At 72.5% G+C, this 21,285-nt stretch carries 18 protein-coding genes; 6 read left to right on the top strand and 12 right to left on the bottom strand.

Annotated elements, in window-relative coordinates:
* Nucleotides 1-84 precede the first annotated feature (84 nt).
* Nucleotides 85-1,005, top strand: a complete 921-nt coding sequence (locus ACWGKT_RS31505) for a helix-turn-helix domain-containing protein (protein WP_453276352.1) — start codon at nt 85-87, stop codon at nt 1,003-1,005.
* A gap of 82 nt (nt 1,006-1,087) precedes the next feature.
* The gene (locus ACWGKT_RS31500) at nt 1,088-2,077 is read left to right on the top strand and encodes a TauD/TfdA dioxygenase family protein (protein ID WP_453276370.1); all 990 of its coding nucleotides are present in this window, start codon (nt 1,088-1,090) and stop codon (nt 2,075-2,077) included.
* Between the two features lie 6 nt (nt 2,078-2,083).
* Here the strand turns inward: ACWGKT_RS31500 and ACWGKT_RS31495 are convergent, their stop codons facing one another.
* Nucleotides 2,084-3,142 (bottom strand): LLM class flavin-dependent oxidoreductase, encoded by a 1,059-nt coding sequence (locus ACWGKT_RS31495; protein ID WP_453276351.1) that lies wholly within the window; start codon nt 3,140-3,142, stop codon nt 2,084-2,086.
* Nucleotides 3,143-3,224: 82 nt separating this feature from the next.
* A complete protein-coding gene (locus ACWGKT_RS31490) occupies nt 3,225-4,742 on the bottom strand; it encodes a metallophosphoesterase family protein (protein WP_453276350.1) in 1,518 nt (505 codons plus the stop codon).
* A 316-nt stretch (nt 4,743-5,058) separates the two neighbouring features.
* Here ACWGKT_RS31490 and ACWGKT_RS31485 point away from each other — a divergent pair, with 316 nt between their 5' ends.
* A complete protein-coding gene (locus ACWGKT_RS31485; RefSeq protein ID WP_453276349.1) occupies nt 5,059-7,446 on the top strand; it encodes a M4 family metallopeptidase in 2,388 nt (795 codons plus the stop codon).
* A 58-nt stretch (nt 7,447-7,504) separates the two neighbouring features.
* Here ACWGKT_RS31485 and ACWGKT_RS31480 read toward each other — a convergent pair whose 3' ends face one another.
* From ACWGKT_RS31480 to ACWGKT_RS31465, 4 genes are all read right to left on the bottom strand, one after another.
* Complete coding sequence (locus ACWGKT_RS31480; RefSeq protein WP_453276348.1) at nt 7,505-8,704, bottom strand: glycoside hydrolase family 64 protein; 1,200 nt, start codon at nt 8,702-8,704, stop codon at nt 7,505-7,507.
* 210 nt (nt 8,705-8,914) lie between these two features.
* Nucleotides 8,915-9,670 carry a dienelactone hydrolase family protein gene (locus tag ACWGKT_RS31475; protein ID WP_453276347.1) on the bottom strand — a complete coding sequence of 252 codons (756 nt, stop codon included), beginning with the start codon at nt 9,668-9,670 and terminating at the stop codon, nt 8,915-8,917.
* 132 nt (nt 9,671-9,802) lie between these two features.
* The gene (locus ACWGKT_RS31470; protein ID WP_356141388.1) at nt 9,803-10,423 is read right to left on the bottom strand and encodes an L-threonylcarbamoyladenylate synthase; all 621 of its coding nucleotides are present in this window, start codon (nt 10,421-10,423) and stop codon (nt 9,803-9,805) included.
* Between the two features lie 9 nt (nt 10,424-10,432).
* On the bottom strand, nt 10,433-10,582 hold the full coding sequence (locus ACWGKT_RS31465) for a hypothetical protein (protein WP_356141386.1): 150 nt from the start codon (nt 10,580-10,582) through the stop codon (nt 10,433-10,435).
* A gap of 328 nt (nt 10,583-10,910) precedes the next feature.
* On the opposite strand from ACWGKT_RS31465, the gene ACWGKT_RS31460 reads away from it, so the two are divergent.
* Nucleotides 10,911-12,416: a helix-turn-helix domain-containing protein gene (locus ACWGKT_RS31460; RefSeq protein ID WP_453276369.1), complete on the top strand. Its 1,506-nt coding sequence runs from the start codon at nt 10,911-10,913 to the stop codon at nt 12,414-12,416.
* A gap of 150 nt (nt 12,417-12,566) precedes the next feature.
* Here ACWGKT_RS31460 and ACWGKT_RS31455 read toward each other — a convergent pair whose 3' ends face one another.
* The 6 genes from ACWGKT_RS31455 to ACWGKT_RS31430 are packed head-to-tail and all read right to left on the bottom strand — an operon-like array spanning nt 12,567 to nt 17,945.
* Nucleotides 12,567-13,799 (bottom strand): cytochrome P450 family protein, encoded by a 1,233-nt coding sequence (locus tag ACWGKT_RS31455; RefSeq protein ID WP_453276346.1) that lies wholly within the window; start codon nt 13,797-13,799, stop codon nt 12,567-12,569.
* The gene (locus ACWGKT_RS31450) at nt 13,796-15,034 is read right to left on the bottom strand and encodes a cytochrome P450 (RefSeq protein WP_453276345.1); all 1,239 of its coding nucleotides are present in this window, start codon (nt 15,032-15,034) and stop codon (nt 13,796-13,798) included. Before ACWGKT_RS31450 ends, ACWGKT_RS31455 begins: the two co-directional genes overlap by 4 nt.
* Complete coding sequence (locus tag ACWGKT_RS31445; RefSeq protein WP_356141378.1) at nt 15,031-15,654, bottom strand: GTP-binding protein; 624 nt, start codon at nt 15,652-15,654, stop codon at nt 15,031-15,033. Before ACWGKT_RS31445 ends, ACWGKT_RS31450 begins: the two co-directional genes overlap by 4 nt.
* Complete coding sequence (locus ACWGKT_RS31440; RefSeq protein ID WP_235458597.1) at nt 15,626-15,988, bottom strand: DUF742 domain-containing protein; 363 nt, start codon at nt 15,986-15,988, stop codon at nt 15,626-15,628. The genes ACWGKT_RS31445 and ACWGKT_RS31440 overlap by 29 nt, the downstream gene beginning before the upstream one ends.
* Nucleotides 15,985-16,407, bottom strand: a complete 423-nt coding sequence (locus ACWGKT_RS31435) for a roadblock/LC7 domain-containing protein (RefSeq protein ID WP_453276344.1) — start codon at nt 16,405-16,407, stop codon at nt 15,985-15,987. Before ACWGKT_RS31435 ends, ACWGKT_RS31440 begins: the two co-directional genes overlap by 4 nt.
* Nucleotides 16,404-17,945, bottom strand: a complete 1,542-nt coding sequence (locus tag ACWGKT_RS31430; protein WP_453276343.1) for an ATP-binding protein — start codon at nt 17,943-17,945, stop codon at nt 16,404-16,406. Before ACWGKT_RS31430 ends, ACWGKT_RS31435 begins: the two co-directional genes overlap by 4 nt.
* 330 nt (nt 17,946-18,275) lie before the next feature.
* Between ACWGKT_RS31430 and ACWGKT_RS31425 the strand changes: the two genes are divergently transcribed.
* Entirely contained in the window at nt 18,276-19,973 is a 1,698-nt protein-coding gene (locus ACWGKT_RS31425) for an enoyl-CoA hydratase-related protein (protein WP_453276342.1), read from the top strand.
* Nucleotides 19,974-20,169: 196 nt separating this feature from the next.
* Nucleotides 20,170-21,258: an NADH-quinone oxidoreductase subunit B family protein gene (locus tag ACWGKT_RS31420; protein ID WP_235458593.1), complete on the top strand. Its 1,089-nt coding sequence runs from the start codon at nt 20,170-20,172 to the stop codon at nt 21,256-21,258.
* The last annotated feature ends 27 nt before the right edge of the window (nt 21,259-21,285 follow it).

The raw sequence follows: 21,285 nt of genomic DNA, 5'->3' as shown, positions 1-21,285 counted from the left end.
CCGCGCGCCCGGCGGCAGTGCCCCCGTGTTCCTGGGAGTGACAGGGCCAGCCACCCGTGCGGGGTCCGGCCGTACGGTGGTGGCATGGACGGTGGTACGAACGCGCTGGGGGAGTTTCTGCGCGCACGGCGGGCGCTGGTCCGGCCGCAGGACGTCGGGCTGCCCGGGGGCGGGCTGCGCAGGGTGCCGGGCCTGCGCCGCGAGGAGGTCGCGATGCTCTCCGGCATCAGTTCCGACTACTACCTCCGGCTGGAGCAGGGCCGCGACCGCAACCCGTCCCTTCAGGTGCTGGAGGCCATCGCCGGGGTGCTGGGACTGGACGCCGACGCCACCGCGTACCTGGTCGGGCTGGCCCAGGAGCGGCCCGGCGACGTACGACGCGCGCCCCGAGGCCGGTCGCCGCGCAGGCCGGAGCAGGTGCCCGCCGGCATCCTCCAGCTCATCGACGGGTGGACGCGCAACCCCGCCTATGTCCAGAACCGCTACACCGACTGCCTGGCCGCCAACGCGCTGGCACGGGCGCTGACCCCCAGCTACCGGCCCGGCGTCAACCTGCTGCGGGCCGTCTTCCTCGACCCGGCCGAGCGCGAGCTGCGCCGGGACTGGGAGGACCTCACCGAGGAGGGTGTGGCCACTCTGCGGGCCAACGCGGGGCCCGAGGCCGACGACCCCCGGCTGCGGGACCTGGTGGGCGACCTGTCGCTGCGCAGCGAACGGTTCCGGCAGCTGTGGGCCCGGCACGAGGTGCGGCCCCGGCGCGGCCGGGTGAGCCACCTGAGGCATCCGCAGGTCGGCGAGCTCGACCTGCGCTCGGAGAAGCTGTCCGTGGACGGCACGGACGGCCTCACGCTGGTGGTGTTCCACGCCGAGCCGGGCGGCCGCAGCGCCGAACTCCTCGACATCCTCGGCAGCCTCACCGCGACCCGGGACGGCCGGGACGCTTCGGACGGCCCCGATGCCGGGCGGGAGCGGGCCGAGGAGCCGCAGCGGACGCGGGACCAGTGATCCACTGTCGCCACGCGGCCGATTCGCTGACACGATCTTCGTGATCGCCGGTACGGACGACGAGACGACCATCGGAGCGCGCATGACGACGGGCAGGGGCACGGAGGACCGGGCGGCGGAGCGGACGGCGCGGCGGGTCGGCGGGATCGAGGTGCGACCTGTCGCCGGGCACATCGGCGCCGAGATCACCGGCGTCGATCTGGCCGAGGGCCTCGACGACGACGCGGTCGCCGTCGTCCGGCAGGCCGTACTGCGCTGGAAGGTGGTGTTCTTCCGCGACCAGCGGCTGGACCACGCCGGGCATGTCGCCTTCGCCCGCCGCTTCGGCGAACCGGTCGTCCTGGGCCGGCGCGGCAGCGTCTCGCCGCCGGACTTCCCCGAGGTGGAGACGACCGCGGACCGGCTGGAGCTGGGCGGCCGGTTCGGCATGGAGCACGACGAATGGCTCCAGCGGCGCCGGCACACGCTGCTGCGCGGCTGGCACTGCGACCACGGTGCCCGCGTCGACCCGCCCGCGGCGACCGTGCTGCGCGCCGAGACCGTCCCGCCGTACGGCGGCGACACCACCTGGTCGAATCTGGCGGCCGCCTACGCCGGACTGTCCGCGCCGGTGCGCGCGTTCGTCGACGGGCTGCGGGCCGAGCACCGGCTCGGCGTCGGCTACCAGCCCCGGCCGGGCGACGACTCCTACCTGCGGCATCTGCTGGACCATCAGGTGGCCTCCGTCCACCCGCTGGTGCGGGTCCACCCGGAGACGGGGGAGCGGGTGCTCTTCGTCAACGGCTACTACGTCGAGCGGATCGTCGGAGTCTCCCGGCCGGAGAGCGCGGCGCTGCTGGAGATGCTGCTGGAGCAGGCCGTTCGGCCCGAGTACACGGTCCGTTTCCGCTGGGAGCCCGGCAGCGTGGCCTTCTGGGACAACCGGGCCACCATCCACCTGGCCCCGAGCGACAACGCCCACCTGGACTTCCCGCGCGTCATGCACCGGGTGATGCTCACCGGTGACGTACCCGTGGGCGTGGACGGCACGCCGTCACAGCCGCTGGTGGGAACGCGGCCGGGCCACTGGTGACCGGCGTCAGCCCGAAGGCCGCCACCCCAGCGCCGGGCCGAGCCGCGTGGCGATGTCCGTGAGGATCTGTACGTAGTCCTCGTGCTCGAAGGTGAACGGCAGCGCGAACGCCACCTCGTCGACCTCGCGGAACGCCACGTGCGCGTGCAGCCGCTCCGCGAGCTCGGCCGAGGTGCCCACCAGATCCGGCGCGAACAGCAGCCGCGCCGGGCCCTGCGGCGCCGCCGTGCGGGGCAGGCGCCGGGCGGCGTACTCCTCGTACTTGGCGCGCTGCTCGGGCGAGGCGGAGTCGGTGGGGACGACGACGAGGCCCTGGGAGACACGGGCCGCCTCGCCGTCGGGGTGGTGGGCGCGGAACTCGCGGATGTGGGACAGCTGGATCGCGGCGAAGTCCGAGGCCCCGTCCGCCGCCTTCGTGGCCTCCGCCGCCCCTGCCTCCCGCTCCGCCTTGACGACGCTGCTGGTCAGGAAGTTCATCCCGTGCTCGCCCGCCCAGCGCGCCGAGCGCAGGCTGCCGCCGCCGTACCACAGGCGCCGGCCCAGGCCCGGGGAGTTCGGCTGCACGGTGTCCGCGAACACCTCGAACCCCTCGACGCCGCTGAAGTCACTGGCCCGCTCGCCCCGCACGAAGTCCAGCAGCCGCCGCACCCGCTCGAAGCCGAAGTCCTCCACGTCGGCCGTGTCCGGGTACAGCGCCTCCTTGACCCGCTCGTAGTGCATCGGCGGGCCGACGCTGACGCCCGGGTTGAGGCGGCCGCCGGACAGGAGGTCGACCGTCGCCAGGTCCTCGGCCAGCCGCAGCGGGTTCTCCCAGCCCAGCGGGATGACCGCGGTGCCGAGCTCGATGCGGCTGGTCCGCTGCGAGGCCGCCGCCAGGACGGCGACGGGGGACGAGATGCCGTACTGCAGATGCCGGTGCCGCACCCAGGCGCTGTCGAAGCCCAGCCGCTCGCCCAGCTCGATGATCTCCAGCGTGGACTCGTGGCCAGGCCGCGGATCCGCCCCGTCGAACAGGCCGATGGTCAGGAAGCCGAGCTTGCGCAGCGGGCGTGAGGTGGGCGGCACGGGCTCCTCCGGCGGGCGTACGGCGGTTCTGTCCCGATTGTGGCAGCCGATTGTTGCGGCCGTGTGATCAGCGGCCGTGTGATCAGCCGTGGTGTGATCGGCTCAGCGGGATCCTGACCTCGTCCTCCATCGGCGGGTCCACCTCTTGCGCGCGGTTGCCGGTCGCCGCGAAGCAGCGGATCCGCAGCTCCTCGGGGCCGACGTCGAGGCGCAGGAAGCACTTGAAGAACGGCGGGCTGTAGGTCGTCGAGCTCGGTGAGAAGAGCCGCGTGTAGAGCTTGCGCACGGGCAGCCGGAACCGCGAGGTGCGGTCGGGGCGGCCGCCGGCGCCGAGCAGGGTGGCGACCAGCCGGGTCCGCCGGGTGACCCGCACGTCCGGGCCGGGGGACCGGACGGGCTTGATCCCGAGCCGCTCGGCGACGACCGCCGTCCCCTCGGCCTCGCTCAGGGGGAAGAGGCGGCGCAGGAGCAGACGGCGGGCGTACAGCTTGCTGTAGAAGGCCAGGGAGTCGCCGCGCAGCGGATAGCAGCGGAAGTCCTCCTCGGTGACGCCGGCGATCGACACCCGGGGGATGGTGTGCGTGGCGTGCATGAAGGCCCCGCCGCCGCCCGCGACCACGTACTGGATGGTGCGCCCGTCCACGTCGACCGGATAGCGCTGGTAGTTGTGGATGTCGCCGCCGATCGCCGCCACGTAGTGGTGGTCCGGGTCGCGGACGATGTCGTCGACGGTGCCGCCGCCCTCGATGGCGCACGGGTGGTGCTCGCCGTCGACGTACAGGGGCGAGCCGGTGACCAGGATCTTCGGGCGCGGCCCCCGGGACACCTCCCGCAACCACGCGCCCTGCTCGGCGTCGATGGTGCCGAGCAGTCCGGTGTCGATGCCGACGATCCGCACCGGTCCGGCGTCGATGGCCCAGTACGGGCCCGGCTGTACGGCGCGTTGCTCCGGCGCCGAGCGCAACGCCCGTGCCGCGGCCAGGCGTTGCTCGTCCGCCGGGCGCGCCTTGTGCCACAGCAGCGCGCGCCACCAGGCGCGGCTGAGCGGGCGTGGGGCCGGCTCGGGGTCCAGCGGAGGGGCGTCGTCGCAGAAGACGCGCATGAACCCGCCGAGGTCCTCGTACCAGTCGTGGTTGCCGGGTATCGCGTAGATCGGCGCCCGGTAGTCCCGGTACGGGCGGAAGAACTTGGTGCCGTAGTCGTCGGTGCTGCCGACCGGGTAGATCACGTCGCTCGCGATCACCGCGAAGTCCGTCCCCCGACTTGCCCTCAAGAAGCCCGGTACGACGGCATATTGGGAGTCGTCGCCCTCTCCGGTGTCCCCGATGACCATGAACGAGAACCGCTCCGGCACCTCCCGTCGGATCACCTTGTCGGCCCGGGCCCCGGCGGCGGCCCGCTGCGCCACCCAACGGCCGCGGGTACGGCCCGTCGGATCGCCGAACCAGGACGCCACCGTCCCGTTGCGGGCGGCCCACAGCGTCTTCGGGTTGAGCCAGGAGAGTTTCTCCACGTGCTCCGGCATCAACGTCTTGTAGCCACCGGGTTCGGCGGCGCCCCAGCCGGCGCCTTCCGCGGTGTCGCGTGAGGAGTCAGACACCGGTTCACCGTAGCAACGATCAACACGACGGCGGTCGGTGGGGACGCGCCGGATCCGTCAATCCGTCAACTCCCCGTGTGCGTCGGGGGTGTTACCGGGGCGGGTGGCCGGCTGCGTAGGGAAAACCCTTGACTGTTACCGAGGATAGTGACATGGACGGGACAAGTCTGAAACCCTCCCCCCGACCCCCCACAGGTTCTCCATGGTCCACACACGGAGCATGCTCCCGCACAGCTCAGCTCATTCCGGTCAGCACACCCGTCTGGCCGGTCTGTCACCGGCCGCAACCCCGGCGGCCGCAGCAGGAGGAGTACGAGTGAGACGCCTTCCCCACAGACGTTCCGCGGTCGGAGCCGCCCTGGTCTCCACCGCGGCCTTCCTCGCCGTCGGTATCCAGGCGGTTCCGGCGAACGCCAAGCCCGCGGCCCCCCACCCCGGTCCGCTGCGCACCGGCGGCCTGGAGGCCAAGCTGACCCCGGCCCAGCACGGCGCGCTGATCAGGAGCGCCCAGCAGCGGACGGCCACGACCGCCCGCACCCTGGGCCTCGGCGCCAAGGAGAAGCTGGTCGTCAAGGACGTCGCCAAGGACAACGACGGCACCCTGCACACCCGTTACGAGCGCACCTACGACGGCCTGCCCGTCCTCGGCGGTGACCTCGTCGTGCACACGCCGCCCGCCTCCGTGGCCGCCGGCACGGTGAGCGCCACCTTCAACAACAAGCACACCATCAAGGTGGCCTCGACCGCCGCGACCTTCACCAAGTCGGCCGCCCAGACCAAGGCCCTCAAGGCCCTCGACGCGAAGAAGGCCACCACCGACAGTGCCCGCAAGGTGATCTGGGCCGGCACCGGCACCCCGAAGCTCGCCTGGGAGACCGTGATCGGCGGCTTCCAGGACGACGGCACGCCCAGCCGGCTGCACGTCATCACCGACGCCACCACAGGCAAGGAACTCCACCGCTACCAGGCGATCGACACCGGTATCGGCAACACCCAGTACAGCGGCCAGGTCACGCTGACGACGACCCAGTCGGGGTCGAACTACACGCTGACCGACGGGACGCGTGGCGGCCACAAGACCTACAACCTGAACCACGGCACCTCGGGGACCGGCACGCTGTTCTCCCAGACCAGCGACACCTGGGGCAACGGGACCACGTCCAACGCGGCCACCGCGGGCGCGGACGCCCACTACGGCGCGCAGGAGACCTGGGACTTCTACAAGAACACCTTCGGCCGCAGCGGCATCAAGAACGACGGCGTCGCCGCCTACTCCCGCGTGCACTACGGCAACGCGTACGTGAACGCGTTCTGGGACGACGGCTGCTTCTGCATGACCTACGGCGACGGCTCCGGCAACGCCGACCCGCTGACCTCGCTCGACGTGGCCGGTCACGAGATGAGCCACGGCGTCACCTCCAACACCGCGGGACTGGAGTACACCGGTGAGTCCGGCGGCCTGAACGAGGCCACCTCCGACATCTTCGGCACCGGCGTCGAGTTCTACGCCAACAACAGCACCGATGTCGGCGACTACCTCATCGGCGAGAAGATCGACATCAACGGCAACGGCACCCCGCTGCGTTACATGGACAAGCCCAGCAAGGACGGCGGATCCGCCGACAGCTGGTACTCCGGCGTCGGCAACCTCGACGTGCACTACTCCTCGGGCCCCGCGAACCACATGTTCTACCTGCTCTCCGAGGGCAGCGGCACCAAGGTCATCAACGGCGTGACCTACAACAGCCCGACCTCGGACGGCGTCGCGGTCACCGGCATCGGCCGGGCCGCCGCTCTGCAGATCTGGTACAAGGCGCTGACGACGTACATGACGTCGAGCACCAACTACGCCGGGGCCCGCACCGCCGCGCTCAACGCGGCCGCGGCGCTGTACGGCACGAACTCGACCCAGTACGCCGGGGTCGGCAACGCCTTCGCCGGTATCAACGTGGGCAGCCACATCACCCCGCCCAGCAGCGGTGTGACGGTCACCAACCCGGGCAGCCAGTCCTCCACCGTCGGCACCGCGGTGAGCCTGCAGGTCTCGGCGAGCAGCACCAACAGCGGCGCCCTGAGCTACGCCGCGAGCGGACTGCCGACCGGCCTGTCGATCAACAGCTCGACCGGCCTGATCACCGGCACGCCCACCGCCGCGGGCACCTACAGCACCACCGTCACGGTGACCGACTCGACCGGCGCGACCGGCACGGCCTCCTTCTCCTGGACCGTGAGCTCCGGTGGCGGCGGCACCTGCACCTCGGCCCAACTGCTCGGCAACCCGGGCTTCGAGTCGGGCAACACGAAGTGGACCGCCACCAGCGGTGTGATCACGACCGACTCCGGTGAGGCGGCGCGCACCGGCTCCTACAAGGCCTGGCTCGACGGCTACGGCTCGACGCACACCGACTCGCTGTCCCAGTCGGTGACGATCCCGAGCGGCTGCAAGGCCTCGCTCACCTACTACCTGCACATCGACACCGCCGAGACCACCGGCAGCACGCAGTACGACAAGCTGACGGTCACCGCCGGTTCGACGACCCTGGCGACGTACTCGAACCTCAACGCCGCCTCCGGCTACAGCCTGAAGACCTTCGACCTGTCCTCGTTCGCGGGCTCGACGGTCACGATCAAGTTCAACGGAGTCGAGGACTCCTCGCTGCAGACCAGCTTCGTCGTGGACGACACCGCCCTGACGACCAGCTGACGCCCCGCCCCTGAGCGTCCCGCACGCGGAGTCCGTCCGCGTGCGGGACGCGCGCGTGTCAGCGATACGGATCCAGCGTCAGATACGCCTGCCGGGGGCCGCCGTCGTGCACGAGCGACTCCTGGTTGCCGACGTCGTCGAAGGCGAAGGCGTACGCCTTGCCGTCGGCCATCTGCCCGTGGACGATCCGGGCGTAGTGGTTGGTCACCGGGTCCTTGTAGAAGTCGGCCGGGTTGGTGTCCGGCTGGTTCGTGCTGGTCAGCAGCATGGACCGGTGGAAGCCCGCGCACAGCGTGCGGGAGATCGGCCCGCGCACCGCGTCGTTGGGCGCGTCGAGCCGCTTGTGGCAGCCGAACACGCTGTCCGCGTCCGGCTTCTGGAAGGCGGTGACGACCGCGCCGGAGGAGTCGGTGAAGTTCATGACGTTCCCGGAGACCCGGCCGTAGTACCGGGTGCCGGGCCGGTCGGCGAACGGCGTGACGGTCAGCGTCGTCGAGGTGTACTTCTGCCAGACCCGGTTGACGTAGTCGTCCAGGACGGTGGCCGGCAGGGCCCCGGTCTCCACCCCGTACAGCGGTGACAGGGCCCGCAGGACGGTCCCGTCGGACCGCGTCTGGACCAGCCCGCCCCAGCCGCCAGGCTGCCCGCGCAGGGCCGTGAACACCCCGTTGTAGCCACCCGGCTTGAGATGTCCGGTACTGCTGACGCTCCCGTCGGCCCGCTGCACCCCGACCGCGTACGGCGCGGAGAACATGTCCACCTGGGTGCTGTTGAGCCACAGCCCGGAGTCGTTGAGCGTGTACTCGGACCAGTTGAACAGGATGTTCCGGTTGGGGTCGCTCGGATTCTGCACGGCGGGCTGCACCAGCCCGCCGGTGGTCAGCTTGAACACCAGCTTCTGGCCGTAGGAGAAGTAGATCCGGCCGGAGAACTTCGGGATCCGGATCGTCTTCGACTGCCCGGCGGCGGGCCCGGGGATCGAGGCGTCCGGCGCGGGCGTCGGCGGGTTCCCGCCCGCGGGCCAGGCGTGGAAGGCGCCGTTCGCGTCGGCCCAGCCCTGCCGTCCCGTGGAGAGCTGGGTGCCGAGGTCGTAGAGGTACAGCGGTTCGCCGCGGCCGGAATTGTTCGTGACCTTCAGGTCGATCGTGTCCGGCACCGCGGCGCCGGCCGGTTGCGGTGTGCCCAGCGCGAGCAGCGCGCCGACCAGGGCCGAGGCGGCCGCCAGGGGCAGCGCGGGGCGTGTGAATCGTGGGAGCACTCTCCACCTCCGTGTGGGGGTCGGGGTCGTACGGACATTGGTCCGTACCTGTTCTGAGAGCGCTCTCAGCGTTGCGCCGGGTTGCGTTCATGTCAACAAGTGGAACGCGGGAGAAACAAAGGTGCCCGTGGCCGACGCGCCGCGGGCACCCTGTGTTTGAGAAGTCGCGCGCCGGGACGGGCGGTTGGGGCGCGACCGGGACGACCTGCTTCAGAAGGTGCGGTCCAGCAGGTCCAGCAGCGCCGTCCAGTGCCGCTCGTCGCCCTCCTTCTGGTACGCGGCCGTGTCGGCCTGCGTGAAACCGTGCGGCGCCTGCGGGTAGACCTCGCAGCGGTGCCGGACCCCCGCCGCGGTCAGCGCGTCCTCCAGGCGCCGCATCTGCTCCTCGGGCATCCCCGAGTCCCCGTCCGCGTGCGCGAAGTACAGCTCGGCGGTGATGCGTTCGGCCAGCAGGTGCGGGCTGTCCGGGGCGTCGGTGGCCAGCCACCCGCCGTGGAAGCCGGCGGCCGCCGCGACCCGGTCCGGATAGGTGCCGGCCGTCAGCAGGGACAGCCGGGCGCCCATGCAGTAGCCGGTCACCGCGACCGGGCCGTCGGCCACGAAGGGGGAGTCGGCGAGCCAGTGCAGGTAGGCGCCGGCGTCCCGCATGGCGAGTTCGGAAGTGAGGGACTGGATCAGCGGGCCGAGCTTCTCGAAGAGGTCGGGACGCACCGAGGGGTCGATGAAATCGGGCAACTCGACCAGGGGTGCCCGCCCGTGACGGTAGAACACATGGGGCACGAGGACCGTGTGGCCGGCCTCGGCGATCCGGTCGGCCATGGACCACAGATGCGGACGCGGGCCGAAGGCGTCCTGATAGACGAGGACGGCCGGACGGGGGCGCCCGTCGACGGGGTGGACCAGGTAGGCGTCGGCGGTACCGTCCACGGTCGGGATGTCCACGGCGTTTCCCTGTACGGCGGTCATGGCGAGAGAGCCTCCCTGAGGAATCGTCAAGGGGGGTCCGGTCGCCCCCTCGACGCTGCGTGTGCGGCAATGCTGTCACGCGAGTTCCGGCTCCGGCCTGCTCGACGTCTCCGGAATCCGGCGTTCCTCAGGTCACTCGAAACGCGTGGTGTCGCCCGCGCCACGCCGGATGATCTCCGTCTCGCCGCCGGAGAAGTCGATCACCGTGGTCGGCTCGGTGCCGCAGTCCCCGGAGTCGACCACCGCGTCCACCGCGTGGTCGAGGCGGTCCTTGATCTCCCAGCCCTGGGTCATCGGCTCGTCCTCGTCGGGCAGCAGCAGCGTGCTGGACAGCAGAGGCTCGTCGAGCTCGGCCAGCAGGGCCTGGGTGACGACGTGGTCGGGGATGCGCACGCCGACGGTCTTCTTCTTGGGGTGCAGCAGCTTGCGCGGCACCTCCCGGGTCGCCGGGAGGATGAAGGTGTAGCTGCCGGGAGTCGACGCCTTCACGGCCCGGAATACGTCGTTGTCGACCTGCACGAACTGGCCGAGCTGCGCGAAGTCCCGGCACATCAGTGTGAAGTGGTGCCGGTCGTCGAGGTGGCGGATCGAACGGATCCGGTCCATCCCGTCGCGGCTGCCGAGCTGGCAGCCCAGGGCGTAGCAGGAGTCGGTGGGGTACGCGATCAGCGAGCCCGCGCGCACGGCGTCGGCGACCTGGGCGATGCTGCGCGGCTGCGGATTGTCGGGGTGCACGTCGAAGTACTTCGCCATTCATCGAGCTTATGCCGTCGCCCCGCGCTCGCCGCGCAGGCGGGGGCCGAGACCCGCGCCGAGCGTCCGTCCCGTGCCCCCTGGCGTGCCCTTTTTGCGCCCCGACTCCGGCGCGGCCGGATTGTTGCCGTCCTCCGTTTCGGCTCCGTTCGTCGTCATGCCGGCCTTGAGACTCCGCCGTGGCCGACCCCGAGGATCGGCGCCGTGCCGATCCGGGTGAATCGGCGCGGCAACTCCCGTGTGTACGCGGCCGGTCGCGGGGAACCCGTCCATGGACGCCCGGGGACCTCCCCCGGCCCCGGGCCACCCCGTCTCCGCCGGCGGTCCGTCCCCCGAGACCGCCGGCGGAGCCGTATCCCGCAGCCCGCCCGTCCGGCCCGTGCACGTGAGTCCCGCCCCGTACCCTCCGTCGGGTAACGTCCACCTCCGAATGCCGAGGTCAACGCGATGGACCGCGAGGACCGCGATGGACAAGGAGAAGGAAGCCGTGGCCGGCCGAGCCGACGAGGGCCCGTACACCGAGACGCCGTACGGTGCGGGCGCGACCTGGGCCGAGGAACTCCTCGACCACCTGCGTCCCGCCGGGCGCGACCTGCGCCGGGTCGTCGCCTGGCTCGCGCACGCCGTGCGGGGAACGGCCTGCCTCCAGGACGGCGACGGCGCCGTGCTCGCCGGGGAGCCGATGGCCCTCGACGCCGCGCTCGTCGCGGACCTCGTCGCCGGCCGCATCTCCTCCGCCGCGCTGGAGGACCGGGGCCGCCAGGTCCGTCTGGTCGCGTTGCGCCACCCCGTCCCGCACCCGGCGGCGACCTGCGTCCTGGCCGTCGCCCGCGCGACCCCGTTCGACCGGCGCGCCGCCGAGATCGTGACCCGCACCGCCTCAGTCCTCGAACTGCTCCTGCGCGACCGCGAGCTGACGGCCGCCGGACGCCGGCTCCGCCGCGCCACCTCCGACCTGCGCCTGGCGATCCTGCAACTGCTGATGGTGCAGGACACGGTCTCCGCCCGCCGGGTCGCCGCGGGCCTGTGGCCCGGACTGCTGGACACCGACACGGCCAGCGTGTACGTCGTCGAGGTCTGCGCCGAGGAACGCGACCGCCTCGCCGAGGAGTGCCTGGAGGCGACCGGCGGTCAGGCCCTGGTCGTGCGGTGCCCCGCGATGGACGGGCACGTGATCGTCGTCAGCCCGGCGGCCGCGGCGGGGGAGCGGCTGCGCGCGCTCGTCGAGGGGCGCCCCGGCACGTTCCTCGGCGGCAGCGTCCGGCAGAACCTCGCTCAGACCGCCGGCGCCTACGGCCAGGCCATCAGCGCCCTGGCCGTCGCCCGCTTCCGCCCCGACCACGCGGCCGTCTACGCCGAACGGACCCACCCGGAGCGGCTCATGGACCCGGCCGCGCTGCACACCTGGTCCGCCGACGTCCTGCGCCCCCTCGACACCCTGCCGCACCACACGCGGGCCGAACTCCTCGCCACCACCCGGCTGGGCCTGGAGTTCACCGCCGTGAGCGCGGCCAAGGTCCTCGGCGTCAGCCGCAACACCGTCCGCGCCCGCATGGACCGCGTCGAGGGCCTGCTGCACACCGACTTCTCCGACCTCACCGTCCGCGCCGCCGCCCACCTCGCCCTGAACACGCAGGCCGGCTGCGTGGAGGTGGTCCCCGAGCGCACGGCGACCGGGTCGGCCCCCCTCCGGCTCGGCGACCTGCTCGCCGGCACCCCGATCCGCACCTGGGCGCACGACCTCCTCGCCCGCCTCACCCGGGACGGCCGGGACCTGCGCGGCACCCTGCGCGCCTGGATCGCCGCCGGCGGCAACGCCGAACGCGCGGCCCAGGACCTCGGCGTCCACGCCCAGACCGTGCGCGAGCACGTCCGCAGCGCCGAACCGGTCCTGGAACGCCAGCTGCTGGCCGCCGGCAGCGATCTCTACGAGGTGGTCCTCGCCCATCTGGCCGTCGGCGACCTCGCGGAACCCGCCCTCTGCCGAACATAACCGGGCCAACCGGACTCACCTGTGCACGGGTGAGTGCCCCACGCGGCCCGTCGGGCATCGGCGCGATACCCAACGGCCCGGCTCACACGTAACTTCGACCTCCGCGGGGGCACGACCGGAACGGGGGACCGGTCGGGCCCCCACCACACGTCAGCCCCGCAGCAGGACCGGCACCTCCTGCCAGCCGTGGGCGATGAACGAGGGAACCTGCCGCAACTCGTCGTCCGCGACGGCCAGCCGCAGCTCAGGGAAGCGCTCGAAGAGCGCGGGCAGCGCGGTCAGGGCCTCCAGCCGGGCGAGTGGCGCCCCGATGCAGCGGTGCACCCCGATGCCGAACGCCATGTGGTCGTCCGCCCCGCGCGCCGCGTCGAAGTCACCCGCCTGCGGCCCGTAGCGCTCCGGGTCCAGCCCCGCGGCGGCGTACGTCGTGATGATCGCGTCCCCGGCCGGGATGGTGACGTCCCCGACCGACAGGTCGCTCACCGCGAAGCGCAACGGCAGCGCGGCGATGGAGGGGTGCACCCGCAGCGTCTCGTCGATCACCGCGCCCCAGGAGACCGCGCCGGAACGCACGGCCGCCAGCTGTGCGGGGTCGCGCAGCAGCGCGACGACCGCGTTGCCGATGAGGTTGACCGTGGTCTCGAAGCCCGCGCCTATGACCAGCAGCAGCGTGTGCAGCAGCTCCTGGTCGCTCAGCCGGTCGCCGTCCTCGTCGCGCACCCGGATCAGCTCCGTGGCCATGTCGTCGCCCGGGTGCTCGACCTTGTACGCGATCAGCGCGCCCAGCACCGCCCCGATCCGCTCCTGCACGAACGCGGCCTGCTCCGGGCTCGGGTCGGTGGTGTCCATGAGGGACGCGATGAGCCGCGCGGTGTCCTCCCGCATCTCCTCGGGCACGCCGAACAGATCGCAGATCAGCGTCATCGGCAGCGGGTGCGCGAGCCCCTGCCGGAGGTCGACCGGCCGCCCGTCGCCGCCGGCCGTCTCCAGCGCGTCGAGCAGCTCCGTGGTGATCGCCTCGACGCGCGGGCGCAGCGCGTCGGTGCGCCGGCTGGTGAAGCTGGGGGCCACCAGCTTGCGCAGCCGCGTGTGGTGGGGGCCGTAGGTGGAGAGCATGTTGACCACGCCGACCCAGCCCAGGATCCAGGCCCAGGACGGGTTGTCGCCGATCTCCGGGAACAGTCGCCAGTGCAGCCGGGGATCCTTGCTGACCTGCGGATCGAGGATCAGTTCCTTCAGGACCTCGTAACGGGTGGGCGCCCACGCGGGGATGCCGCCGGGCAGCTCGACGGGCACGATCGGGCCGAGGGCGCGCAACCGGGCGCTCTCGGCGGGGATGTCGGCGCCGAACGGGTCGAGCGCGATGCGGTCGGTGACGGTCACGACAACTCTCCTGGCTGGTCGGGGGAGCGGGGGCTGAACCGTACGGGCAGGGAAGTCAGCGAACGGTGGAACGGGCCGGGCCGCCAGCTGAGGCGCTCGCGGGACACGACGGGGTCGAGGTCCGGCAGCCACTGGGTGAGCTGCTCGATCGCCTCGGTCACCAGGAGCAGGGTCTGTTGCCGGACCGGACAGGCGTGCGGGCCGGCGCCCCAGGACAGGTGCGAGGCGTCCGCCGGGTGCCCGCCGTCGGCCGGCTCCCGCTCGGCGAACAGCCCGACCGCCCCGAACGAGACCACCACCGGCACCGCCGCCCGGACCCACACTTCGTGGAAGGACACCGGCCGACGGGCGTAGTAGATGCCGTAGTTGGCCAGCGGTGTCTCGTGGTGCAGCACCTCCAGCACGGCGTCCGTCACCGGCCGGGCACCGCTGGTGAGGGTCGAGTAGTAGGCCGGGTTGCCGAGGATCCTGGACAGCGCGTTGGACAGCAGGTTCGCGGTCGGCTCGTAGCCGGCGCCGAGCGTGAGGAACACCTGCCAGGTGACCTCCTCGGGGGTCAGCCCGGCGGGATGGTCGAGCAGCCGGCTCGGCAGGTCGTCGCCGCGCCGCTTGGCCTTGGCGGCGATGAGCCTGAGGACGTACTCGGTGTACTCCGCCTCGCCCTCGGCGGACTGGGCGCCGCCCTCCATCATCTTGCCGAGGCCCTCGTTCAGCCGGTCGCCCTGGCTGTCCGGCAGCCCGAACAGGTTGTTGAAGATCAGCGCCATCAGCGGGCGCGTGAACTCGGTCACCAGGTCCGCCTCGCCCCGGGGACCGAAGCGGTTCACCAGCAGCCGCACCGCCCGGTGCACCCGCGCCCGCAGATCGTGCGGCTCCACCAGGTCGAAGACGTCGATGAGTGTGGTGCGGTAGCGGACATGGGCGCCGCCGTCGGAGAACAGCGCGTTGGGCCGCCAGCGCATCATGGCGAGCACCGGGGAGTCGTCGGGGACCGTGGCCTCCCACGCGCGCGGGTCGTGCGAGAAGGTCTCCGCGTCGCGCAGTACGTCCAGGGCCGCCCGCCGGTCCGTGACGACGTACGCCGGCACACCCGGCGCGAGTTCCGCCCAGCCCACCGGGCCCTGGGCGCGCAGGGCGGCGTAGTAGCCGTGCGGATCGCGTGCGAAGCCCTCCTCCCACAGCCGCACGGGCGCCGAGACGGTGAAGGACTGCCGGTCGGTTGGCTGGGTGGTCACCGGTTCTCCGCTGGGTGGTCGTCGATCAGGTGCTGGACCAGGGCGAGCAGCGCGTCGATCGAGGAGTGCGGCTCCCGGGCGTCGCACACCACCATCGGCGTGGCCGGCTCCAGGTCCAGGGCTGCGCGCAACTGCTCGTCCGTGTAGTGGTTCGGGGCGTCGGGGAAGGCGTTGAACGCGACCGCGTACGGCAGCCCGGTCTCCTCGACCAGGCCGAGCACGTCGAAGGACGCGTCGATACGGCGGCTGTCGACCAGCACGAGCGCGCCGAGCGCCCCGTAGGCGATGTCGTCCCACAGCGGCCGGAACCGCTCCTGGCCGGGCGTGCCGAACAGATAGAGCACGACCCCGCCCGGCAGGCTGATCCGGCCGAAGTCGATGGCGACGGTCGTCGTCGCCTTGTCCCGCACCCCGTCGAGGTCGTCCACCTGCGCGGAGGCCTGAGTGAGGTGCTCCTCGGTGTGCAGGGCCCGGATCTCCGAAACGGAGTCGATCAGGGTCGTCTTGCCGACTCCGAAGGGACCCGTGACCAGGATCTTGACCAGGTGACGGGCGGAGTCGGGCAGATGTATGCCGCCAGTGGCGCGCAGGTCACTGGTGCTTGAGGGCGCGGAGGCCATCGGCCACTCTCTTCAGCAGGTCGGGGTCGAACCGTTCGGCGGGCGGGATCGGCGGGCGGGCCAGGACCAGGTTCCGGTCGACGAGTTCGGCGGCCAGCACGCGTACGGCGGAGACCGGCAGCTTCAGCAGGGCCGCGGCCTCCAGCACCGTCAGCGACCCGCCCTCCAGGAGGTCCAGGAGGGCGAGTTGGGCGGCGGGCAGCCCCGCGGGCACGGGGCGGCCGTCGGCGCTGAGCACCGACAGCCGCTCCAGCTGCGGACGGCTGGGCCGGGTCACGCCGCCGGTGGACAGATACGCGGGAACCAGGGGACGGCCGCCACGGCGGCCGGTCATGCCGGCGCGCCGCCGTCGGCGACTCTGGGCGCGGCCGCCATCGCCTTCTGGCCCAGCCGGGCCACCTGTGAGTGGACCCGGTGGGCCAGCAGGTCGAGGCGCACCTCGGGGTCGCCGTACGCGGCGACACAGGTGCCGTGGTCGGTCGGCACGATCAGCACGTACCCGTGGTCCGACTCGATGACGACCTGCCGCACCTCGGCCCGGTCCCGGTCCGCGAACGCGGCCGCGGCGGTACGGCAGGCGCCCTGCACGGTGCTGGTGATGGCGGCCACCCGCTCGGCCGAGGGCTGCGAGAGCCCGTCGGTGTAGCCGGTGACGAGTCCGTCCCGGGTGAGCAGGACGGCGGCGACGACATGCGGTACTTGCAGGATCGGTTCGAGCACCCACGCCGTGTCGCCCGTATCGCGGCTGGTCATCGAGCCGCTCCCCCTTCGTGTTCGGTGTGTTCGGTGTCGTCGGCCCGCGGTCCGCGCGCCGGTTCGGACTCGCTGTCGGCCGCGTCCGCCGACCGGGGAGCGCGTGCCGCCGCGGTGCCGTACTGCAGGGCCGCGAGCGCGGCGGCGGCGTCTTCCGGGCGGCGTGCCGGACGGTTCGGCTCGGGCGCGGCCGGAGCGGCGGCCCGGCCGCGGCGCCGCCGCTGCGGCAGACCGCTCGCGTCGCCCGGCACCTGGTGCCCGGACGCCGGACCGGGGCCGTCGTGCTCGCTGCCGTATCCGTGCGCCATGTCCCGGGCGGGCGCGGCGGCCGACGCGTTGTGCCCGGCGCCGCTCAGGTCCGGTACGGCAGCGGTGGCGTCGTGCGCGGCGCCGGTCCTGTCGGGCACGGCCGCCGTCGCGTCGGGCGCGGCCGGCGTCACGTCCGGTGCGGCCGTCGGCGTGCCCGTGCGGGTCGAGCGCGGGGCGCTGGCCGCCGGTGGCCGTTCGGCCGGGTCCACGTGGCTGATGAGGTGGCTCGCCACCCGCAGCACCGCGCGCACGCCGCCGTACGGCGAGGGCGAGGACACGTCGACCCCCAGGTCGAACTGCCGGGTCAGCTGGCCGATCGCGGCCAGCCCCATCCGCGGCGGGTCACCGAGGTCGGTCAGCAGGATCGGGTCGCTGCCGGCCACCAGCCGCTGGGCGCGGGCTCGTTCGTCCTGGTTCATGCCCACGCCCGCGTCGTCGACGGTGACGCAGACGCCGTGGTGGACGTGCTCCAGGTTGACCATGACGTCCGTGTCCGGCGCGGAGTGCCGCAGCGCGTTGTCCAGCAGCTCGGCGATGATGATGGCCACCGGCTCGACTGCGTGCGAGACCAGCGCGGTGCCCGGCTCCAGGTGGTTGTGGACCCTGACCCGGTGGTAGCCGGCGAGCCGGGCCTGACCGCCCGTCACCGCGTCCACCACGTGGGACTCCTCGCGGGCGAGACCCACCCAGGCCCCGCACACCACCGCGGCCACCTGGGCCCGGCGCAGCGACTGCTCGTTCTCGTGGTCCAGCGCGAACAGCGTCTGGGCCAACTCCGGATCGTCGTAGCGCTGTTCAAGACCGCGCAGGGCGTCCTGCAGCCGGTACAGGGCCGCCTGGATCTCCCGGGTGGCCCCGCGCAGGCCCGCTCGCGCCGCCGCGTCGATCCGGGTGCGCTGGGCGGTCAGCTCGCCGCGCAGGGCGGTCAGTACGTGTTCGAGCGCGATCCCCGCGGGCGTGCCGGCGGTCTCCGGCCGCACCGGGCCGGGGACCACGACGTGGGGATGGGTCAGTTGCCGGGCGGCAGCCGTGACCCGCCGGGCGGCCAGATGCTCGATCTCGGCGGTGAAGGCGCCCTGAGCGCTTTCGAGTCGACCGCGAAGCGTCCTCGACTCGTCCTCAAGCACGGTCCGTTGACGCCGGGACCGGATCAGACCGCCGCCGAGTATGAGTGCGGACAACGTACCGGCGGCGAGACCGCCGGCGACCAGGTCCGGTAGTTCGATCATCGAAACGGTTTCCCAAGGGGGTCGGGCGGGGGTGGGCAGGGCTGGGCAGGGGGGAGTCCATGGCCCTCGCAGGAGGCGCTCGCAGCACAGTACACACCGTCATCGATCGATCTCGCACGGTTGGCGGAGAGTTCCCTTCGAATCGGCCCGGAGTCTGTTCACTTCTGTGTGGACTGTCTGAATTGCCATGTGCAGGCGGCCGGGTGGCGGCGCGCGCCCCGCTTTCGGGTGACGCTGCTGCCTGTCGGCTGCGGGGCGGGCCCCGGTTGACGGACCATCTCAGTCGGGCCGGGCACAAGTGTCCGGCGCGTCGTCCGCCGGGAGTACGCCGTGCACATCCTGCTCGTCGCCAGCGCCTTCAACAGCCTCACCCAGCGCGTCCACGCCGAACTGCGCGACCGTGGCCACACCGTGGCGCTGGAGCTCGCCCTGCCCGGCCGCGATCTGGAGGAGGCCGTCCGGCGGCACGACCCCGGCCTCGTCGTCGCGCCGATGCTGAGGACGGCGATCCCCCGGGAGGTGTGGGCCACGTGGCCCTGCTTCGTCGTGCACCCCGGCCCGGTCGGGGACCGGGGGCCGTCCGCGCTCGACTGGGCAGTCCAGGAGGGCGCCGAGCACTGGGGCGTGACGGTGCTGCAGGCGGTGGAGGAGATGGACGCGGGCGACGTGTGGTCGTCCGTCGCCTGCCCGGTCCCGCCGGTGTCCAAGAGCGACCTGTACCGGGGCGAGATCGCCGACGCCGCGCTGGCGGCCGTCCTGCTCGCCGTCGACCGCTTCGCCGGCGGGTCCCACACCCCGCGGCGGCAGGACGTGGCACGCACCCGCCCGTATCTCCACCAAGGTGTACGGCGGATCGACTGGACCGCGGACAGCACGGAGACCGTCGTCCGCAAACTCCGCGCCGCGGACTCGCAGCCCGGCGTCCTCGACACCCTCTACGGCGCCGAGTGGTACCTGCACGGCGGCCACCCCGAGCCCGGCCTGCACGGTGCCCCGGGCGCCGTGCTGGCCACCCGCACCGGGGCGGTGTGCCGCGCCACGAAGGACGGCGCCGTGTGGATCCCGGAACTGAGGCGCCGGCGCGGCCCCGGGCAGCCGCCCACGTTCAAACTGCCCGCAGTGACGGCGCTCGGCGACCGGCTGCCGCCCGTGCCGGAGTTCGCCGCGCCCGCGCGTCCCGACGCGCAGACCTGGGCGGACATCCGCTACCGGGAGGAGGGCGCCGTCGGCATCCTCTCCTTCGCCTTCCCCGGCGGCGCCATGAGCACCGACCGGTGCCGGCGCCTGCTCGCCGCCTACCGCAAGGCATGCGCCCGCCCGACCGGCGTGCTGGTCCTCGGCGGACAGCGGGACTTCTTCTCCAACGGCATCCACCTGGGCGTCATCGAGGCCGCCGCCGACCCCGCCGCGGAGTCCTGGGCCAACATCAACGCCCTCGACGACCTGGTCGAGGCGGTACTGACGACCACGGACCGGCTGGTGGTCGCCGCCCTCGGCGGCAACGCCGCGGCCGGCGGCGTGATGCTCGCCCTGGCGGCCGACGAGGTGTGGTGCCGCACCGGCGCGGTGCTGAACCCGCACTACCGGCTGATGGGCCTGTACGGCTCCGAGTACTGGACGTACACCCTGCCCCGGCGGGTGGGCGAGGCCACCGCCGACCGGCTCATGCGCGAGGCCCTGCCGATGAGCGCCGTGAGCGCCGCCGGCCTGGGGCTCGTCGACCGGGTGGTCGAGTGCGGCCCCGGGGACTTCGCCGCCGAGGTGGGCGGCCTCGCGGCCCGGCTGGCCGCGCTGCCGGGAACGCCGTCCCGGATCGCGGCGAAGAAGGCGCGGCTGGACCGCCAGGAGAGCGTCGAGCCGCTGTCCGCCTTCCGGGATCGGGAGCTGGCCCGGATGCGCGGGGCCTTCGACGACCCCAACGCCCCCTATCACGCGCTGCGCCGCGCCTTCGTGCGCAAGGAGCGGCCCCCGGGCGCGCCCCCCGCATCCGGCTACCGCGCCGAGCCACCGGACGGCCACCGGGCCTGACCCGTCCGGGGCCCGTGTCACTGGAACGGCCCGCGATGGCGTCACATCCCGGCCGGACGCCTGATAGCAAGAGAGCTGGCAGTCGAAAAGGTTCGAAAAGTCTGAATAGGCCAAAAAGCATCGAAAGATGTTGAAGAAACGTTGAAACACGCCTGACAAGCGCCTTCGTCCCATACCTCCCCGAGGAGGCGGTCCCATGAAAGCGGCGACACCCGACACGGCGGCCACGCCGGGCACCAGCGGTGCGGCCGACGGCGAGACTCCGACGATCCACATCCTCTGGATCAACGCCGGGCTCAGCTGCGACGGCGACTCGGTCGCGCTGACGGCCGCGATGCAGCCGAGCATCGAGCAGATCGCGCTCGGCGAACTGCCCGGCCTGCCCAAGATCGCCGTGCACTGGCCCCTCATCGACTTCGAGTGCGGACCGGTTCAGGGCGCCGACACGTTCATCGAGTGGTTCTTCAAGGCGGAACGCGGCGAGCTCGACCCCTTCGTGCTGGTCGTCGAGGGATCCATCCCCAACGAGAAGATCAAGCGCGAGGGCTACTGGTGCGGCTTCGGTGACAACCCGGAGACGGGCCAGCCCATCACCACCAGCGAGTGGATCGACCGCCTCGCACCCAAGGCCCTCGCCGTCGTCTGCGCCGGCACCTGCGCCACGTACGGCGGCATCCACGCGATGGAGGGCAACCCGACCGGTGCCATGGGCGTGCCCGACTACCTCGGCTGGGACTGGAAGTCCAAGGCCGAGATCCCCATCGTGTGCGTCCCCGGCTGTCCGGTCCAGCCCGACAACTTCGCCGAGACGCTCACCTATCTGCTCTACCAGGCGGCCGGTTCGGCTCCGATGATCCCCCTGGACGACAAGCTCCGCCCGGCCTGGCTGTTCGGCAGCACCGTGCACGAGGGCTGCGACCGCGCCGGCTACTACGAGCAGGGCGAGTTCGCCGAGTCGTACGACTCGCCCGCCTGCCTCGTCAAGCTCGGCTGCTGGGGCCCGGTCGTCAAGTGCAACGTGCCCAAGCGGGGCTGGATGAACGGCATCGGTGGCTGCCCGAACGTCGGCGGCATCTGCATCGCCTGCACCATGCCCGGCTTCCCCGACAAGTTCATGCCCTTCATGGACCAGCCCCCCGGCGCGACCCTCTCCACCAAGGCCAGCGGCGCTTACGGCACGGTGATCCGCCGACTGCGCTCCCTCACGCTGCACACCGTGGACAAGGAGCCGAAGTGGCGCCACAAGGGCCGCAAGCTCACCACGGGCTACCACAAACCCTGGTGAGCCCGCACCCTGCCTGACCCCCCACCC

It is taken from the genome of Streptomyces sp. NPDC054794, from assembly GCF_053611585.1.
This window is presented reverse-complemented; position numbering and strand designations above follow the sequence as displayed.

Bases quoted from the DNA above. Each gene is read 5' to 3' on its own strand.
- ACWGKT_RS31505 (WP_453276352.1), top strand. From the start codon at position 85: ATGGACGGTGGTACGAACGCGCTGGGGGAGTTTCTGCGCGCACGGCGG.
- ACWGKT_RS31500 (WP_453276370.1), top strand. From the start codon at position 1,088: ATGACGACGGGCAGGGGCACGGAGGACCGGGCGGCGGAGCGGACGGCG.
- ACWGKT_RS31475 (WP_453276347.1), bottom strand. From the start codon at position 9,670: ATGACCGCCGTACAGGGAAACGCCGTGGACATCCCGACCGTGGACGGT.
- ACWGKT_RS31470 (WP_356141388.1), bottom strand. From the start codon at position 10,423: ATGGCGAAGTACTTCGACGTGCACCCCGACAATCCGCAGCCGCGCAGC.
- ACWGKT_RS31465 (WP_356141386.1), bottom strand. From the start codon at position 10,582: ATGACGACGAACGGAGCCGAAACGGAGGACGGCAACAATCCGGCCGCG.
- ACWGKT_RS31445 (WP_356141378.1), bottom strand. From the start codon at position 15,654: ATGGCCTCCGCGCCCTCAAGCACCAGTGACCTGCGCGCCACTGGCGGC.
- ACWGKT_RS31440 (WP_235458597.1), bottom strand. From the start codon at position 15,988: ATGACCGGCCGCCGTGGCGGCCGTCCCCTGGTTCCCGCGTATCTGTCC.
- ACWGKT_RS31435 (WP_453276344.1), bottom strand. From the start codon at position 16,407: ATGACCAGCCGCGATACGGGCGACACGGCGTGGGTGCTCGAACCGATC.
- ACWGKT_RS31430 (WP_453276343.1), bottom strand. From the start codon at position 17,945: ATGATCGAACTACCGGACCTGGTCGCCGGCGGTCTCGCCGCCGGTACG.
- ACWGKT_RS31420 (WP_235458593.1), top strand. From the start codon at position 20,170: ATGAAAGCGGCGACACCCGACACGGCGGCCACGCCGGGCACCAGCGGT.